General features: G+C 70.2%; 15 protein-coding genes. All 15 read left to right on the top strand.

What is annotated here, in order from left to right:
* Nucleotide 1 precedes the first annotated feature (1 nt).
* From DFO65_RS16420 to DFO65_RS16350, 15 genes are read left to right on the top strand one after another with little or no spacing between them, the layout of a single operon-like run.
* Nucleotides 2-847: a hypothetical protein gene (locus DFO65_RS16420; protein ID WP_113905531.1), complete on the top strand. Its 846-nt coding sequence runs from the start codon at nucleotides 2-4 to the stop codon at nucleotides 845-847.
* Nucleotides 844-2,619, top strand: coding sequence for a murein biosynthesis integral membrane protein MurJ (gene murJ / locus DFO65_RS16415; protein WP_113905530.1), 1,776 nt, complete (start codon nucleotides 844-846; stop codon nucleotides 2,617-2,619). The genes DFO65_RS16420 and murJ overlap by 4 nt, the downstream gene beginning before the upstream one ends.
* The gene (locus tag DFO65_RS16410) at nucleotides 2,616-3,830 is read left to right on the top strand and encodes a glycosyltransferase family 4 protein (protein WP_113905529.1); all 1,215 of its coding nucleotides are present in this window, start codon (nucleotides 2,616-2,618) and stop codon (nucleotides 3,828-3,830) included. Before murJ ends, DFO65_RS16410 begins: the two co-directional genes overlap by 4 nt.
* A gap of 21 nt (nucleotides 3,831-3,851) precedes the next feature.
* Nucleotides 3,852-5,000, top strand: coding sequence for a glycosyltransferase family protein (locus DFO65_RS16405; RefSeq protein ID WP_113905528.1), 1,149 nt, complete (start codon nucleotides 3,852-3,854; stop codon nucleotides 4,998-5,000).
* Nucleotides 4,997-6,676, top strand: coding sequence for a CTP synthase (pyrG, locus tag DFO65_RS16400; RefSeq protein ID WP_113905527.1), 1,680 nt, complete (start codon nucleotides 4,997-4,999; stop codon nucleotides 6,674-6,676). The genes DFO65_RS16405 and pyrG overlap by 4 nt, the downstream gene beginning before the upstream one ends.
* Nucleotides 6,677-6,686: 10 nt before the next feature.
* Nucleotides 6,687-7,382 (top strand): NUDIX domain-containing protein, encoded by a 696-nt coding sequence (locus tag DFO65_RS16395; RefSeq protein ID WP_113905526.1) that lies wholly within the window; start codon nucleotides 6,687-6,689, stop codon nucleotides 7,380-7,382.
* Nucleotides 7,383-7,388: 6 nt separating this feature from the next.
* On the top strand, nucleotides 7,389-8,342 hold the full coding sequence (gene xerD / locus DFO65_RS16390; protein ID WP_113905525.1) for a site-specific tyrosine recombinase XerD: 954 nt from the start codon (nucleotides 7,389-7,391) through the stop codon (nucleotides 8,340-8,342).
* A 45-nt stretch (nucleotides 8,343-8,387) separates the two neighbouring features.
* The gene (locus tag DFO65_RS16385) at nucleotides 8,388-9,245 is read left to right on the top strand and encodes a ParA family protein (protein WP_113905524.1); all 858 of its coding nucleotides are present in this window, start codon (nucleotides 8,388-8,390) and stop codon (nucleotides 9,243-9,245) included.
* Between the two features lie 32 nt (nucleotides 9,246-9,277).
* Nucleotides 9,278-10,267 carry a segregation and condensation protein A gene (locus DFO65_RS16380; RefSeq protein WP_245940839.1) on the top strand — a complete coding sequence of 330 codons (990 nt, stop codon included), beginning with the start codon at nucleotides 9,278-9,280 and terminating at the stop codon, nucleotides 10,265-10,267.
* On the top strand, nucleotides 10,264-10,875 hold the full coding sequence (gene scpB, locus DFO65_RS16375) for an SMC-Scp complex subunit ScpB (protein ID WP_113905523.1): 612 nt from the start codon (nucleotides 10,264-10,266) through the stop codon (nucleotides 10,873-10,875). The genes DFO65_RS16380 and scpB overlap by 4 nt, the downstream gene beginning before the upstream one ends.
* Nucleotides 10,876-10,892: 17 nt before the next feature.
* Complete coding sequence (locus DFO65_RS16370; protein WP_113905522.1) at nucleotides 10,893-11,744, top strand: pseudouridine synthase; 852 nt, start codon at nucleotides 10,893-10,895, stop codon at nucleotides 11,742-11,744.
* Nucleotides 11,741-12,844, top strand: a complete 1,104-nt coding sequence (locus DFO65_RS16365) for a prephenate dehydrogenase (RefSeq protein ID WP_113905521.1) — start codon at nucleotides 11,741-11,743, stop codon at nucleotides 12,842-12,844. The genes DFO65_RS16370 and DFO65_RS16365 overlap by 4 nt, the downstream gene beginning before the upstream one ends.
* Nucleotides 12,841-13,500 carry a (d)CMP kinase gene (gene cmk, locus DFO65_RS16360; RefSeq protein WP_113905520.1) on the top strand — a complete coding sequence of 220 codons (660 nt, stop codon included), beginning with the start codon at nucleotides 12,841-12,843 and terminating at the stop codon, nucleotides 13,498-13,500. Before DFO65_RS16365 ends, cmk begins: the two co-directional genes overlap by 4 nt.
* On the top strand, nucleotides 13,497-15,020 hold the full coding sequence (der, locus tag DFO65_RS16355) for a ribosome biogenesis GTPase Der (protein WP_113905519.1): 1,524 nt from the start codon (nucleotides 13,497-13,499) through the stop codon (nucleotides 15,018-15,020). Before cmk ends, der begins: the two co-directional genes overlap by 4 nt.
* Complete coding sequence (locus tag DFO65_RS16350) at nucleotides 15,017-16,249, top strand: AI-2E family transporter (RefSeq protein ID WP_113905518.1); 1,233 nt, start codon at nucleotides 15,017-15,019, stop codon at nucleotides 16,247-16,249. Before der ends, DFO65_RS16350 begins: the two co-directional genes overlap by 4 nt.
* Nucleotides 16,250-16,270 lie beyond the last annotated feature (21 nt).

Genomic DNA, 16,270 nt, shown 5'->3' with positions numbered 1-16,270 from the left:
GATGATCCGATCGCTCGTCAGCGCAGGAGTCGCCGGACTCGCGTCCTATGCGGCGACCAGGGCCGTGATGTCCTCGCGCCTGCGCCGCCAGGAGAAGGTGCTGAGGACCAACCACTCCGGCCGGGAGGTCTCCCTCGTCGAAGGACCGGCGCTCGCCGCCGGACTGCTCGCCGGCAGCGTCCTCATCGAGGACCCCCGGCAGCGCGGGGCGACCCTGCTCGCCACCGCCGTGGCCGGCGGCCTCGGGGGAGTCGACGACTTCCTCGAGTCCGGCAGCTCGAAGGGACTGCGCGGTCACCTCGGCGCCCTGGCCCGGGGGGAGATCACGACGGGAGCGCTCAAGGTCATCGGCATCCCCGTCGCCTCGGTCGCGGCCGCGGCGATCCTCGGCTCCGGTCAGGACCCCCGCGACGCCCGCTTCCCCGCGCTCACCGCCGCCGTCGACACCGTCGTCGCCGGGGGAGTCATCGCCGGGACCGCGAACCTCTTCAACCTCCTCGACCTGCGCCCGGGCCGCGCCCTCAAGGCCGGCTTCCTCACCCTCGCGCTCATGGAGCACGATCACGGCACCAGCTGGGTGCCCGCGGCGGGCATCGCCGGCTCCTCGGCCGGAGCGTGGACCGAGGACCTCGCGGGGGAGACGATGCTCGGTGACACGGGCGCCAACGCGCTCGGCGCGGCACTCGGCACGATGCTCGCCGCCGGCAGCGGCCCCCGCCACCGCGCCGCCATCCTCGCCGTCCTCGTCGCCCTCACCCTGCTCAGCGAGAAGGTGTCCTTCACGAGCGTCATCGAGGCCACACCCGGACTGCGCGAGCTCGACGCATTCGGGCGTGAACACGTGTGAGCAGACTGGTTCGGGTCTTCGCCTCCGCGGCGCTGCTCGTCTCGCTCATCACCCTCCTCACCCGGCTCGTCGGGTTCCTCCGGTGGCTCGTCTTCTCACCCACCGTGGGCGCGACAACGGTCGGAAACGCCTATCAGACGGCGAATCAGGTTCCCAACATCCTCTTCGAAGTCGTCGCCGGCGGTGCGCTTGCCGGGGCGGTGGTCCCCCTGCTCGCCATTCCGCTGTCCCGCGCGGACACCGAGACCGCCTCGCGGATCGCCTCAGCCTTGCTGACCTGGGCGATCTCCGTCACCCTTCCTCTCAGCGTCGTCCTCGCCGTCTTCGCCCGTCCGATCGCCGGGACTCTGCTCGGAGCCGGTGACCCGGGTCTCGAGCAGACGGCGATCTTCCTGCTGATGTTCTCCCCTCAGCTTGTCCTCTACGGGATCGGCGCAGTACTCACCGGGGTCCTGCAGGCGCACCGGAAGTTCCTCTGGCCAGCTTTCGCGCCATTGCTCTCGAGCCTCGTCGTCATTGGCTGCTACATCGCCTATGCTGTGGTCGGCGGTTCGGATGACACCTGGCGAACGCACATCGGTTGGTTGGGCTGGGGAACGACGATCGGCGTCGCCGCCCTCGCGCTGCCCCTTGCTCTGCCGATGCGCTCGACAGGTCTGCGGATCAGACCTACCTGGTCGTTCCCTCCGGGTGTCGCCCACCGAGCTCTGCGCCTGGCCGGGGCGGGTATGGCTGCGCTGTTCGCCCAGCAGGCCGCCGTTCTGACGACGTTGAAACTCTCGAACGCCTCTGGGGGCACGGGCACCTTCGTCCTCTTCAGCTACATCAACGCCGTCTATCTTCTGCCCTATGCCGTGCTGGCGGTGCCCGTGGCGACAGTGATGTTCCCCTCCCTGTCGTCGTGGGTGGGACGGACGAGGGATGTCGAATCGACTCCCGCCGATCGTGCGGCCGCAGAAGTCCGACTTCGCCAATTGACCTCGACGACAACCGCGATCATCATCAGCATCGGCGCTCTGGGCGCAGTCATCCTCTTCAGCGCGGCTCTGCCGCTGCAATGGTTCTTCACCGCCATCGATGCCGCCGGCGCACACGGGAATGCGCCCTTCGGGTCGATGAGCCAGGCGATCATGGTCATGGCACTCGCCGTTCCCGGCTGGTCCCTCGTCGCCTGGGGAACTCGCGTGTTCTACGCGATGGAGCGCTCCCGCCATTCGGCCGTGGCGACGACGACCGGGTGGATCCTCGTCATCGTCGGCATGGTGCTCGCGATCCTGCTGACGGATGCGAACGGAGAATCGGGCCTGACACTGGTGGCGATTTGCATCGGCTATGCGCTCGGCATGAGCGTGGCCGGAGGACTGCTCGTGTTCTCCCTTCGCCGAATCCTCGGCCCGACGGGTCTGGCCCGAGTCGGTCGCCGCGGCCTGATCTCGCTGTTCGCTGCCGTCGTCGCCGGAGTCGCCGGTGTTCTCATCTCGCGCTGGATGGTCGGCGAAACGGGGACCACCGCTGCCGCCTCGGTGATCAACGGAGTCGTGTCCGCACTGATCGGCTGTGCCGTCTTCGCCTTCATCAACTTGCTCGACCGCCGATACATCACCGAGGTGCGCGGTCTGCTCGCCGGTCGCCGCGGCGACGGTGCACAGAACGGTCCGCCCGGGACGTCGAACCCTACCGAGGCACATCCGGCAGAGGCGTCCAACCCCTCGACGTTCGAGAACCCGAGTGCGAAGCACAAGCAGCCCCGACAGAATGAGGACGAGGCATGAGGATCGTCTTTGTCATCGGCACATCGACCGGGGGAGTCGGCACGCACGTGCGCGCCCTGGCCCGGGACGTCGCGGCCGCCGGGCACGAGGTCGGGGTCATCGGCCCCGGCGCCACCGACGCCCACTTCGGGTTCTCCGCCCTGCCGGGGGTCCGCTTCGCCGCCCTCGAGCTCGGCACCGGGATCGGCCCGCGGGACGGCCGCCTCGTCCTCCGTCTGCGCACCCTGCTGCGCACCTTCGCCGCCGACATCGTCCACGCGCACGGCTTCCGCGCGGGCCTCGTCGCGCTGGCGGCGGTGCGCTCGCTGCCCGCCCGTCCCCGCTTCGTCCTCAGCCTCCACAACCAGGCCGGGGGACAGGGACTGCGCGGACGGGTCGAGTCCGGGATCGAGGCCCTGCTCGCCAAGGGCGCCGACGTCACCCTCGGCGCCAGCGCCGACCTCGTCGAACGCGCCCGGTCCCTGGGCGCGGCAGACGCCCGCTTCGTCCCCGCCGCCGCCCCCGAGGTCAGGGTCGTCGACGCGGACACTGCCCGCCGGACCCGCGAGGCACTGGCCGCCGAGTACGGCTTCGACCCGGACGCGGTCATCGTCCTGTCCGTCGGCCGCGTCGCCCCGCAGAAGAACTACCCGATGCTCGTGCGCGCCCTCGGCCGCCTCGGCGCCCAGCGCGAATGCGCGCCCCGAGATCCCGGCGGGCCCCATCCCGGCAGCACCGCGGAGGCGGGGCCCTGTCCCGACCTCGTGTTCCTCGTCGCCGGCGCCGCCGACGAGGCCGTGCTCGACGAGGTCCGCACCCAGTACCGACACCTGCCCGCCGCGACGCCGCCGCCGCTGCACTTCCTCGGCCCCCGCGACGACGTCGCCGAACTCGGCGCCGCCGCCGACATCTTCGTGCTCACGAGCATCTGGGAGGCCCGCGCCCTCGTCCTCCAGGAGGCGCTCATCGCGGGCAAGGCGATCGTCGCGACCCGCGGCGGCGGCACCGAGGAGCTCATCGGCTCCGCCGGCGTCCTCATCGACTCCGACGACGACCGGGCGCTGGCCGCCGTCGTCTCCGAACTCGCCTCCGACCCCGCCGCCCGGGCCGAGCTCGGCGCCCGCGCCGCCGCGGCGGGAGCCCGTCTTCCCGATGAGGGGGACGTGGCCGAAGTTCTCCTGGCCCTGTACTCCGAACTCGGTGCCGCCCAGGTAGGCTGGTCGGAGCGTTGATCGAATGAAAAGGATGACGAAATGAGCGAAGCCGGCGAGACCCAGCCACTGACTGCAGACACGCGCATTCTGCACGTGCTCGCCGAGACCACGGGTCCTGTCGTCGAGGTGGCGAAGCTGGCCGTCCTCGGTCACCTCCGCGCCGGTCACAAGGTCGCCGTCGCGGCCCACCGGTCGCTGCTGGGCACCTTCGGGGTGCCCGCGGAGCTCGCGGAGGACTTCCGCGAGATCAGCCTGACCGCTCGCCGCCGGCTCACCCCTGCCGATCCCGGATCCGCGTTCACCCTCCACAAGCTCTACGAGCACGTCGACCTCGTCCACGCCCACGGCCTCCACGCCGCGACCCTGGCGGGACTCGCGTTCACCGGACTGCCCTCCTCCCGGCAGCCGAAGCTCATCGCGACGATCGAGTCCTTCGACGCCGACAACGTCATCGAACGCACCGGGGCGGAGATCGTCAGCCGCACCGCCACCGCCGTCCTCGGCACGACCGAACCCGTCGTCGACTACTTCGGGGAGAGGGTGCCCGTCGTCGAACGCGCCGAGCTCGTCCACCCCGACATCGACGTCGACCTCACCGTGCGGACCCCGCGCGCCGAGGTGCGCCGGCAGCTGCGCATCGCCGACGGCACCTGGATGGTCGCGAGCCCCATCGCCCTGCGCGACCACACCGCGCTCGCCACCGTCCTCGACGCGGCATCCCAGATCAACACCCGCCGTCCCGACCGCAGGGTCGTCACCGTGCTCACCGGGACCGGGCGGGACCGCCGGACGATCCAGCGGGCCTTCGCCGATCGCGACGTCATCGTCGCCCCCGCCGACGACCTCGTCGACGTCACCGCCGCCGCCGACGTCGTCATCGCCTCGGAGCAGATGACCGGCCTCGGCCACGAGGAGCTCATGCAGCTCTCCCGCCCGGCCGTGTTCATCGGCAGCTCCCGCCGGGCCGGCATCTGGGGGGACGCGGCCAACGCCGTCGAACCCGACGACACCGACGGGCTGCTCAGTGAGATCAATCATCTTCTCGACAACCCCGCCGGACGCGGATCCCGCGCCGTCGCCGCGAAGAAGCGGGTCATCGACGTGAGCAACGGCGCCGCGATCTCCTCGACGCTGCTCGATCTCTACGCCGAGGTCGCCGCGACCGAGAGAGCCGGGAGCGGACTTTGATAGAATCAAACCCCGTGGTGAATCGAACCGGCCCAGGCGGCACAAACACGGCAAAGCACATCTTCGTCACGGGAGGCGTCGCCTCCTCATTGGGCAAGGGACTGACGGCCTCGAGCCTCGGCCACCTGCTCACCGAACGCGGCCTCAAAGTGGCCATGCAGAAGCTCGACCCCTACCTCAACGTGGATCCGGGGACGATGAACCCCTTCCAGCACGGTGAGGTCTTCGTCACCGAGGACGGGGCGGAGACCGACCTCGACATCGGCCACTACGAGCGCTTCCTCGACACCGACCTCGACGGCGCGGCCAACGTGACCACCGGCCAGGTCTACTCCTCGGTCATCGCCAAGGAGCGCCGCGGCGCCTACCTCGGCGACACCGTCCAGGTCATCCCGCACATCACCGACGAGATCAAGTCGAGGATGCGCGCCCAGGCCGAACGCCCCGCGGCGGACCGGCCCGACGTCATCATCACCGAGATCGGCGGCACCGTCGGCGACATCGAGTCCCAGCCGTTCCTCGAGGCCGCCCGCCAGGTCCGCCACGACATCGGCCGCGAGAACGTGTTCTTCATCCACGTCTCCCTCGTGCCCTACCTCGGCCCCTCCGGCGAGCTGAAGACGAAGCCGACCCAGCACTCGGTCGCCGCGCTGCGCTCCATCGGCATCCAGCCCGACGCCATCGTCCTGCGCTCGGACCGCGAGCTGCCGGACTCGATCCGGTCGAAGATCGCCTCGGCGTGCGACGTCGACTCCGACGCGGTCGTGTCCTGCGTCGACGCCCGCAGCATCTACGACATCCCCAAGGTCCTCCACGACGGCGGCCTCGACGTCTACGTCATCCGCCGACTCAACCTGCCCTTCCGCGACGTCGACTGGGCGAAGTGGGACTGGGTGCTCGAACGCGTCCACAACCCCGCCCACGAGGTCACCATCGGCATCGTCGGCAAGTACATCGACCTCCCCGACGCCTATCTGTCGGTCACCGAGGCGCTGCGCCACGGCGGGTTCGCCAACGACGCCCGGGTCAAGGTGCGCTGGATCCAGTCCGACACGTGCGAGACCGCAGAGGGCGCGGCCGAGCAGCTGACCGGCCTCGACGCGATCTGCATCCCCGGCGGGTTCGGCATCCGCGGCATCGAGGGCAAGCTCGGCGCCCTCGAGTACACCCGCACCCACGGCATCCCGACCCTGGGCCTGTGCCTGGGCCTGCAGTGCATGGTCATCGAGTACGCCCGGAACGTCGCCGGCATCGACGAGGCCTCGTCGTCCGAGTTCGACCCGGACACGAAGGTCGCCGTCATCGCGACCATGGCCGAGCAGCTGTCGATCGTCGAGGGAGAGGGCGACCTCGGCGGGACCATGCGCCTGGGCACCTACGAGGCGCACCTGCTCGAGGGCAGCGTCGCGGCGCAGGCCTACGGCTCGACCGTGATCAGCGAACGGCACCGCCACCGCTACGAGGTCAACAACACGTACCGCGACAAGCTCGACGCGGCCGGCCTCGTGTTCTCCGGGACCTCGCCCAACGGTGAGCTCGTCGAGTTCGTCGAGCTGCCCGAGTCGGTCCACCCCTACTACGTCTCGACCCAGGCCCACCCCGAGCTGAAGTCGCGTCCGACCCGCCCGCACCCGCTGTTCGCGGGCCTGGTCGCGGCCGCACTCAAGCTCAAGTGAGCCCGAGCGCATGAGCGGCGAGGCGAGCGAGCGGACCCCGGCGGGCGAGCCCTCCCCGGAAGCCCCGGCACACGGCGACCTGCTCCGCGACGAGGTTCACCACCCGGAGGTCACGGCCTCCGAGGTCGTCTTCCACGGCGCCGTGTGGGACATCCGGCGCGAGACCTTCGACCTTCCCGAGGCGCACGGTCTCGTCCGCGACATGATGGACCACACCGGAGCCGTGGGCGTGGCCTGCGTCGATGAGCAGGAGCGGATCCTGCTCATCAAGCAGTACCGGCATCCCGTCCGTGCCCGGCTCTGGGAGGTCCCCGCGGGCCTCCTCGACGTCGCCGGCGAGGACCCGCTCGCGGCCGCCCAGCGGGAGCTCGCCGAGGAGGCGGACCTGCGGGCGGCTCGCTGGGAGGTCCTGAGCGACTCGTGCCTGAGCCCCGGGGGCAGCAGCGAATCCATCCGGCTCTACCTGGCCCGGGACCTCGAACCCGTCGCCGAGGAGGATCTCCACGTCCGCAGCGACGAGGAGGCCGGTCTCGAATTCCGGTGGGTGAGCATCGACGAGGCGCTGGCCGCGATCGCCGCGGGCGCGCTGACGAACGCGGCGGCCCAGCTGGCCATCCTCCAGGTCGCCACCGTGCTGCGCTGCGAGGCCGAGGGCAGGACCGCCCCCACCCGCCCGGCCGACGCGCCCCGGCTGCTGATCGACTGAGACCCCATGGCCCGGCACGGCGTCGAACTCCTCCCGCAGCTGCCCGAGGGCATCGCCCGCGGCTTCGAGACGTACCTGTCCTCCCTGCGCTTCGAACGCGGGCTCTCGCTCAACTCCATCGACGCCTACGCCCGTGACCTCGGCAGGTACGGGACGTGGCTGGCCGACCGGGGGATCGCGAGCCTCGGCGACATCGACCGCGGCGACATCGAGGCCTATGCCCTCGACCTCGCCGAGGCGGACCTCGCCGCCCGCACCCGCGCGCGGGCACTCGTCGCTGTCCGCCGCTTCCACTCCTTCGCCGCCGCCGACGGGCTCATGGACGTCGACCCCGCCTCCGAGGTCAGCCCCCCGCAGGAGGGGCTGCGGCTGCCCAAGGCGCTCGCCCTGGCCGACATCGAGGCCATGCTCGCGACGACCGCGGGACAGGAGCCGCCCCAGATCCGGGCCGCGGCCCTCCTCGAACTCCTCTACGCCACGGGGGCGCGCATCTCGGAGGCCGTGGGCGTCGACCTCGACGACCTCGACCTCGACGCCGGCCTCGTCCGGCTCTACGGCAAGGGCGGCAAGGAGCGGCTCGTGCCGCTGGGCTCCCACGCGCGGCATGCGCTGGCCGCCTGGGTGACGCAGGTGCGGCCGAGCATCGCCGCGAAGGCGAGGACCCCGGGCCGGGGGCACGCGGGAGCGCTGTTCCTCAACGTCCGGGGCACGAGGCTCTCCCGGCAGAGCGCCTGGCAGATCGTCAAGGACGCCGGCGCCCGCGCCGGACTCGACGCCGAGGTCTCCCCGCACACGTTCCGGCACTCCTTCGCCACCCACCTGCTCGAGGGCGGCGCGGACATCCGCGTCGTCCAGGAGCTGCTCGGCCACGCCTCGGTGACGACGACCCAGATCTACACGAAGGTCTCGGAGGAGACACTGCGCGAGGTGTACGCGACCTCGCACCCCCGAGCGCGGTAGTGTTGGAGCAGCGAGAAACGAAAGGTGGCCGGCCGAGTGACCAAAATGCAACAGGCGTTCGATCTTCCAGCATCCACCGAGCCCGAACGGCTCGACTTCCCGGAGCCAGAAGCTCTGGACTCCCACGGTCCTGCCCGCATCATTGCGATGGTCAACCAGAAGGGCGGGGTCGGCAAGACGACCTCGTCGATCAACCTCGGCGCGGCCCTGGCCGACTACGGCCGCAAGATGCTCCTCGTCGACTTCGACCCGCAGGGAGCCCTGTCGGTGGGCCTCGGCGTCAACCCCTATGACCTCGAGATCAGCGTCTACAACCTGCTCATGAACCCCCGGCTCGACCCGCACGAGGTCATCGTCGAGACCGACTTCGAGAACATCGACGTCCTGCCCGCCAACATCGACCTCTCCGCCGCCGAGGTCCAGCTTGTGGGCGAGGTCGCCCGCGAGCAGGTGCTGTCGCGGGCCCTGGCCAAGGTCGCCGACGAGTACGACGTCATCCTCATCGACTGCCAGCCCTCGCTCGGCCTGCTCACCGTCAACGCGCTCACCGCCGCCCACGGGGTCATCATCCCCCTGGAGACCGAGTTCTTCGCCCTGCGCGGAGTCGCTCTGCTCGTCGAGACGATCGAGAAGGTCCAGGACCGGCTCAACCCCTCGCTCGAGATCGACGGGATCCTCGCGACGATGTTCGACTCGCGCACCCTGCACTCGAAAGAGGTGATGAGCCGGGTCACCGAGGCCTTCGACGAGAAGGTCTTCGACACCGTCATCAACCGGACCGTGAAGTTCCCCGACGCCTCCGTCGCCGCCGAGCCGATCACGAGCTTCGCGCCGAAGCATGCCGGCTCCGAGGCCTACCGGCGGCTCGCGCGGGAGCTCATCGCCCGCGGAGGCGCCCCCTGAGCGAGACCGCTGCCCTGCGCAGTGAGGCCCCGATGGAGGAAGCCGGGGTCGAGGAGGCCGGGATCGACGTGGCGGGGAACGACGCGGCCGGGATCGAGGCGGCACCCGACGGTCCCGCGTCCATCGGTGCCCCCGATGCCGAGGCCCCGAGCGGGTTCCAGGTCGAGCTCGAGAACTTCTCGGGCCCCTTCGACCTCCTGCTCGGGCTGATCTCGAAGCGTCGCCTCGACGTCACCGAGATCGCCCTCGCCGAGGTGACCGACGAGTTCATCGCGTACACGACTGCGCTCAAGGACAAGGCCGACCTCGCCGAGATCTCGCAGTTCCTCCTCGTCGCCGCGACCCTGCTCGACCTCAAGACCTCCCGCCTCCTGCCGCACGAGGAAGGGGAGGAGGAGCTCGACCTCGAGCTTCTCGAAGCCCGCGACCTGCTCTTCGCCCGGCTCCTCCAGTACCGGGCGTACAAGTCCGTGAGCAGGCACTTCGCCGAGGCGATGACCGCCTCCCAGGTGCGGGTGCCGCGCAGCGCGAGCCTCGAGCCGGAGTTCGCCGACGTCCTCCCGCCGCTCGACATCCGCATCACCGCCGGGGAACTCGCCGGCCTCTACGCCACCGTGCTCCAGCGCGACCACACCCCTCCGGTCGTCGCCGTCGACCACATCCACCTTCCGCTCGTCAGCGTGTCCGAGCAGCGCGGCCACATCCTCGGACTCCTGCGCTCCGGCGACGTCGACTTCGCCGACCTCGTCGAGACCGCGGACAACCCGCTCGTCGTCGTCGCCCGGTTCCTCACCCTCCTCGAGCTGTTCAAGGTCGGGCTCTGCGACTTCACCCAGGACGAGCCGCTGGGCCGGCTCGTCATCTCCCGCACCGAGAACTCCGAGGACGGCGTCGACCTGCGCACCGAAGGCGCGTGGAGCGCCGAGGAGGAGATCGAGGCCACGGGTCAGACCGACGGACACGCGGGCGCCGACGGACACTCCGGCGACGAGCACCGGGACGCCGAGGAGGGATCACGATGATCGACGACGAGATCCTCGCCGGGATCGAGGCGGTGCTCATGGTCAGCGACGCCGCCGTCTCCGCGGCCGACCTCGCCTCGGCGCTCGGCCTCGACGAGGACACCGTCCTCGAGGCGATCGCCGAGCTCAAGGCCGACTACGACGGCGACGAGAACCGCCGGCAGCGCGGATTCGAGATCCGGAAGGTCGCCGGTGGCTTCCGCATCTTCTCCCGCGGGGACTACCACGACATCGTCACCGACTTCATCACCGCCGGGCAGAGCGCGAAGCTGTCCCAGGCCGCGCTCGAGACGCTCGCGGTCATCGCCTACCGGCAGCCGATCTCCCGCCCCCGCATCGCGGCGATCCGCGGAGTCAGCGTCGACGGGGTCATCCGCACCCTCCTGCTGCGCGGACTCATCGTCGAGGCCGGGAAGGAGGCGACCACCTCGGCGCTGCTCTACGCGACCACGCACCAGTTCCTCGACATCCTCGGCCTCGAGAGCCTCGACGACCTCCCGGAGATCGCCCCGTACCTGCCCGAGGACGCCGAGCTCGACGAGTTCGGGGCGGAGACGGTCGAGGTTCTCGAGCCCGACGACGCCGGGATGTCACGAGACGACGATTGATTTGAGAGAATGGACCCATGAGTCCATACCGTGATCCCCGTGCCCCTGGTGGGCGCCAGAACCGTCCGAACCGAAAACAGCGCGGGTCCCATGCCGCGCAGCGGCGTGCTTCCGGCCCGACAGAGGCCTCGGACGCCCATGTCAGCGGGGGAGTGCGGCTGCAGAAGGTCCTCGCCGAGGCGGGTCTGGGCTCGCGCCGGGCGTGCGAGCAGCTCATCCTCGACGGCCGGGTGGAGGTCGACGGTGCCCTCGTCACCGAACTGGGGACGAGGATCGACCCCGAAACCCAGTCCGTCTACGTCGACACACTGAGAATTTCGACACAGAAATCGAAAGTGTACCTCGCGTTCAACAAGCCGGCCGGCGTCGTGTCGACGATGAAGGACCCCGACGGCCGCAAGTGCCTCGCCGACTACGTGGGCGACCGCACCGAGCGCCTCTTCCACGTCGGCCGCCTCGACACCGAGACCGAGGGCCTCATCCTCCTGACCAACGACGGAGAGCTGAGCAACCGCCTGGCGCACCCGCGCTACGAGATCCCCAAGACCTACCTCGCGCAGGTCAAGGGCCAGCTGGCCAAGGATGCGAGCGCCCGCCTCAAGGCCGGCATCGAGCTCGACGACGGCCTCGTCAAGGTCGACGACTTCAAGCTCATCGACTCGACTCCCGGCAAGTCGGTCGTCGAGCTCACCCTGCATTCGGGCCGCAACCGCGTCGTGCGCCGCATGCTCAAGGAGATCGGCAACCCGGTCGAGCGCCTCGTGCGGATCCAGTTCGGGCCCATCGCGCTCGCCGAGCAGCGGCAGGGGAAGATGCGTCCCCTGCGCACCGACGAGGTCGGAGCACTGTTCGAGGCCGTCGGCTTGTGAGAGTCCACATCATCGGCACCGGCCTCCTCGGCGCGAGCCTGGGGCTGGCGCTGAGCCAGCAGAACTATCGCGTCAGCCTCGAGGACACATCGCCGACCGCCGAGCAGCTCGCCGCCGACCTCGGCGCCGGTGAGCCGGCCGGCGGCCAGGGCGCGGACGTCGACGAGCCGGACATCGTCGTCGTCGCGACCCCGCCGGACGTCGCCGCCGGAGTCATCGCCGAGGCGCTGCGGGCGTATCCGAGGGCCACGGTCACCGATGTCGCGAGCATCAAGACCCGCCTGCTCGAGGCGGTGCGCGGCATGGTCGGCGCGAGCGAGCTCGATCGCTACATCGGCTGCCATCCGATGGCCGGCCGCGAGCGGTCGGGGGCGATCGCCGCCCGACCGGACCTCTTCACCGCCCGGCCCTGGGTCGTGTGCTCGGACGAGGACACACCCGCGGACCGCCTCGGCGCGGTCGTCGCGATGGCCGAGGCCACCGGCGCCTCGGTGATCCACCTCGACCCCGGCATCCACGACGCCGCGGTCGCGCGGGTCTCCCACGTTCCCCAGGTCGTTGCCTCCCTCGTCGCCTCCCAGCTGCGGCACGCGCCGCTCGAGGAGGTGGCCCTGGCCGGGCAGGGGCTGCGTGACGTCACCCGCATCGCGGCCTCCGACCCCGGGCTGTGGACGCAGATCCTCACCGGCAACGCCGAGGAGGTGCGCGCGGTCCTCAGGGACCTGCGCACCGAACTCGACGCGGTCATCTCCGCGCTCGACCTCGGGCCCGGCTCGACGGGAGTGCTCGCGCGCACGATCGCGTGGGGCAACGAGGGCTACGACCGGATCCCGGGCAAGCACGGACAGGCGCCGACGAAGTACGCGGTCGTCACCGTGCTCGTGCCCGACACCCCCGGCACGCTCGCCCGGCTGTTCAAGGACATCGGGGATCTCGGCATCAACGTCGAGGACTTCCGGATGGACCACGCCCCCGGGCGCAGGCTCGGCATCGTCGACGTCTCCGTCGTGCCGGCCACCCAGCAGGAACTTGAAATCGGACTGTCGTCGAAGGGATGGCAGATCCCGGAATCCGTCATCGAGAAAGAAGGACATGCATGAGCGTCGTAGCAATTGACGGACCCAGCGGAGTCGGGAAGTCGAGCACGGCCAAGGAGGTCGCCCGCCGGCTGGGCTACCGCTACCTCGACACCGGCGCCATGTACCGGGCGATGGCCTGGCTGTGCCTCAACCGCGGGGTCACCGATCCCGTCGACGTCCTCGAGCAGGTGCGCGGGGTCGACCTGGAGATCTCCACGGACCCGGACGACTTCTTCGTCTCCGTCGACGGCATCGACGTCACCGAGGAGATCCGCGAGTCGGAGGTCTCGGCGAACGTCCAGACCGTCTCCGCCGTCGTCGACGCCCGTGCCGAGCTCATCGACATGCAGCGCGACATCATCACGGGAGCCCCCGAGGGCATCGTCGTCGAGGGCCGCGACATCACCACCGTCGTCGCCCCCGACGCCCCCGTGCGGATCCTCATGACCGCCCGCGACGAGGTCCGCGTGGCCCGCCGGGCCAAGGAGCTCCACGGCACTGACGACGCCGAGGCGCTCGCCGCCACCGCGGAGCATGTGACCGGGCGCGACGCCAAGGACGCGGTGACGACGAGCTTCCTCGAAGCCTCCGACGGCGTCCACACCCTCGATACCAGCGACATCGACTTCGACCAGGTGGTCGAGACGGTGCTGAGCCTGGTGAAGGACGCACGATGACGGAATCCGAGAACAGCGAGTTCAGCGAGACCCCGGACGAGACCCTCGTCGAGCGCCTCCAGGGCATCAGCGAGGAGGAGGCGGAGCAGAGAGCCGCCGCGCTCGAGGCCGGCCTCGAGAGCTATGACCTCGAGGAGGAGGACCGGGCGCTGCTCACCGGCCTCGGCTTCGAGGACGAGGAGTCGGAGATCCGCGGGGCGGACCCCGTGCTCGCCGTCGTCGGCCGTCCCAACGTCGGCAAGTCGACACTGGTCAACCGCATCCTCGGTCGCCGTGAAGCGGTCGTCGAGGACGTCCCCGGCGTCACCCGCGACCGGGTCAGCTACCGGGCGGAATGGAACACGAAGACGTTCACCCTCGTCGACACCGGCGGCTGGGACTCCGATTCGAAGGGCATGGCCTCACGGATCGCGATCCAGTCCGAGGTCGCCGTCGACATGGCCGACGCCGTCGTGCTCGTCGTCGACGCCACTACCGGGCCGACGGCCACCGACGAGATGATCGTGCGGATGCTCCGGCGCAAGAAGAAGCCCGTCATCCTCGCCGCGAACAAGGTCGACGACGAGCGTGGGGAGCTCATGGCCGCCGAGCTGTGGGGACTGGGCATGGGCCAGCCGTGGACGGTGTCCGCCCTGCACGGACGCGGAGTCGCCGACCTCCTCGACGAGGTGCTCACCGTCCTGCCCGAGGTCTCCGCGGTCGAATCCCGGATCGAGGAGGGCGGACCGCGCCGGGTGGCCCTCGTCGGTCGACCCAACGTCGGCAAGTCCTCGCTGCTCAATCAGCTCATCGGCTCGGAGCGCGTGCTCGTCGACAACGTCGCCGGCACGACCCGCGACCCCGTCGACGAGCTCATCGAGCTCGGCGGCAAGCAGTGGCGGTTCGTCGACACCGCAGGCATCCGCCGCCGTGCCCACCAGGCCTCCGGCGCCGACTTCTACGCGGCGCTGCGGACGCAGACCGCCCTCGAGCGCGCCGAGGTGGCCCTCGTGCTGTTCGAGGCCCAGGATCCGCTGAGCGAGCAGGACGTCCGCATCGTCACGACCGCCGTCGAGGCGGGACGGGCGGTCGTGCTCGCGTTCAACAAGTGGGACCTGCTCGACGACGAACGCCGCTACTACCTCGAGCGGGAGATCGAGAAGGACCTCGCCCACGTGGCGTGGGCCCCTCGGGTGAACATCTCGGCCAGGACCGGTCGGCATGCGGAGAAGCTGGTGCCGGCGATGGAGACCGCGCTCGCCGGCTGGGACACCCGGATTCCCACGGGTCGGCTCAACGCCTTCCTCGGCGAGCTCGTGGCCGCGAACCCGCACCCGGTGCGCGGGGGCAAGCAGCCGCGGATCCTCTTCGGCACGCAGGCGCAGTCGCGGCCGCCGAAATTCGTGCTCTTCACCTCCGGATTCCTCGAACCGGGGTATCGTCGTTTCATCGTCAGACGATTGCGCGAGACCTTCGGATTCCAGGGCACACCCATCGAGGTCTCGATGCGCATCAGGGAGAAGAGGAAGCGCACCAGATGAGCGATGCGGGTCAGGTCCGCGACGGGTCCGAGAGTCGGCCGATTCTGCCGGCGCGAGCGCTGGTCGTCGCACTCACCGTCGCGGGCCTGGCCTACGCCCTGATGTTCTTCCAGGGGCTCCAGGGCATCGTCGCCCCGGTGTTCCTCGCGCTCAACTTCTACATCGTCGTCTACCCGCTCCAACGCCACCTGGTCAGGCTCCGGGTGCCGCGGGTGATCGGCGCGTGCGTGTCCGTGCTGCTCGTCCTGTGCCTGATCTTCGGCTTCTTCGGCCTCACCGCCTGGTCGATCACCGAGCTCGTCATCACGATCCCGAACTACGGCGACGAGCTCAATGCGATGTACCAGAGCACCCTCGCCTTCCTGTCCGACCTCGGTCTGACCTCCTCGGTGCTCGAGGAGCAGTTCCGGCAGTTCAACGTCAGGTCCGTCATCGAGGCGGCCTACCCGGTGCTGACGAACGTCTCGCTCGTCGCGGGTGTGCTGACGACGGTGGTGATGGCGGTGTTCTTCATCGCGATGGACTCGCTGCGCGTCGACAGCCGGTTCCGGATGCTCTTCGACGTCAAGCCGGAGCTGACCACCTCGCTGCTCGACTTCGCCGGCGGAGTCCGGCGCTACTGGGTGGTCGCGACGATCTTCGGCCTCATCGTCGCCGTTCTCGACGTCGTCGCCCTGGCGATCATCGGGGTGCCGCTCGTCTGGGTGTGGGGCGTGCTCGCGTTCCTCACCAACTACATCCCGAACATCGGGTTCTTCATCGGCCTGGTCCCGCCCGCGCTGCTCGCGCTCGTCGACGGCGGCTGGCAGGCGGCCCTGTGGGTCGTCATCGCGTACTCGGTTCTCAACTTCGTCATCCAGGCGATCATCCAGCCGAAGTTCACGGGCGAGTCGGTGGGCGTGACCCCGCTCGTGTCGTTCCTGTCGCTGCTGTTCTGGGTGTGGGTCCTCGGCTGGCTCGGCGCGCTGCTCGCACTTCCGGCGACCCTGCTGCTCAAGGCCCTGCTCGTCGACGTCGATCCGAAGGCGAGGTGGGTGAACATCCTCCTGGCCTCCGATCCGCGGACGGCCGATCCGCGGACCTCCACGGGGGATCCGGCGCCCCCGACCGCCTCGGCGGGAGAGGACGCGGTTACTGAGGGTGCGGTCACGGGTGCGTCGGGGACGGCACCGGGTGCGTCGGGAGCGGCATCCGGTGCGTCGGGGACGGCACCGGCTTCGAGCCCCTGACCTGAGCGTCTGCCGGTCACC

It is taken from the genome of Brevibacterium sanguinis (assembly GCF_003315415.1).
Lineage (GTDB): Bacteria > Actinomycetota > Actinomycetes > Actinomycetales > Brevibacteriaceae > Brevibacterium > Brevibacterium celere_A.
Note: the sequence above shows the minus strand (reverse complement) of the source record. Positions and strands in the feature narration are given on the sequence as shown.

Coding starts and splice junctions, on each gene's coding strand:
- DFO65_RS16420 (WP_113905531.1), top strand. CDS start 2: ATGATCCGATCGCTCGTCAGCGCAGGAGTCGCCGGACTCGCGTCCTAT.
- DFO65_RS16405 (WP_113905528.1), top strand. CDS start 3,852: ATGAGCGAAGCCGGCGAGACCCAGCCACTGACTGCAGACACGCGCATT.
- scpB (WP_113905523.1), top strand. CDS start 10,264: ATGATCGACGACGAGATCCTCGCCGGGATCGAGGCGGTGCTCATGGTC.
- xerD (WP_113905525.1), top strand. CDS start 7,389: ATGGCCCGGCACGGCGTCGAACTCCTCCCGCAGCTGCCCGAGGGCATC.
- DFO65_RS16385 (WP_113905524.1), top strand. CDS start 8,388: ATGCAACAGGCGTTCGATCTTCCAGCATCCACCGAGCCCGAACGGCTC.
- DFO65_RS16395 (WP_113905526.1), top strand. CDS start 6,687: ATGAGCGGCGAGGCGAGCGAGCGGACCCCGGCGGGCGAGCCCTCCCCG.
- cmk (WP_113905520.1), top strand. CDS start 12,841: ATGAGCGTCGTAGCAATTGACGGACCCAGCGGAGTCGGGAAGTCGAGC.
- der (WP_113905519.1), top strand. CDS start 13,497: ATGACGGAATCCGAGAACAGCGAGTTCAGCGAGACCCCGGACGAGACC.
- DFO65_RS16350 (WP_113905518.1), top strand. CDS start 15,017: ATGAGCGATGCGGGTCAGGTCCGCGACGGGTCCGAGAGTCGGCCGATT.
- DFO65_RS16410 (WP_113905529.1), top strand. CDS start 2,616: ATGAGGATCGTCTTTGTCATCGGCACATCGACCGGGGGAGTCGGCACG.
- DFO65_RS16370 (WP_113905522.1), top strand. CDS start 10,893: ATGAGTCCATACCGTGATCCCCGTGCCCCTGGTGGGCGCCAGAACCGT.
- DFO65_RS16380 (WP_245940839.1), top strand. CDS start 9,278: ATGGAGGAAGCCGGGGTCGAGGAGGCCGGGATCGACGTGGCGGGGAAC.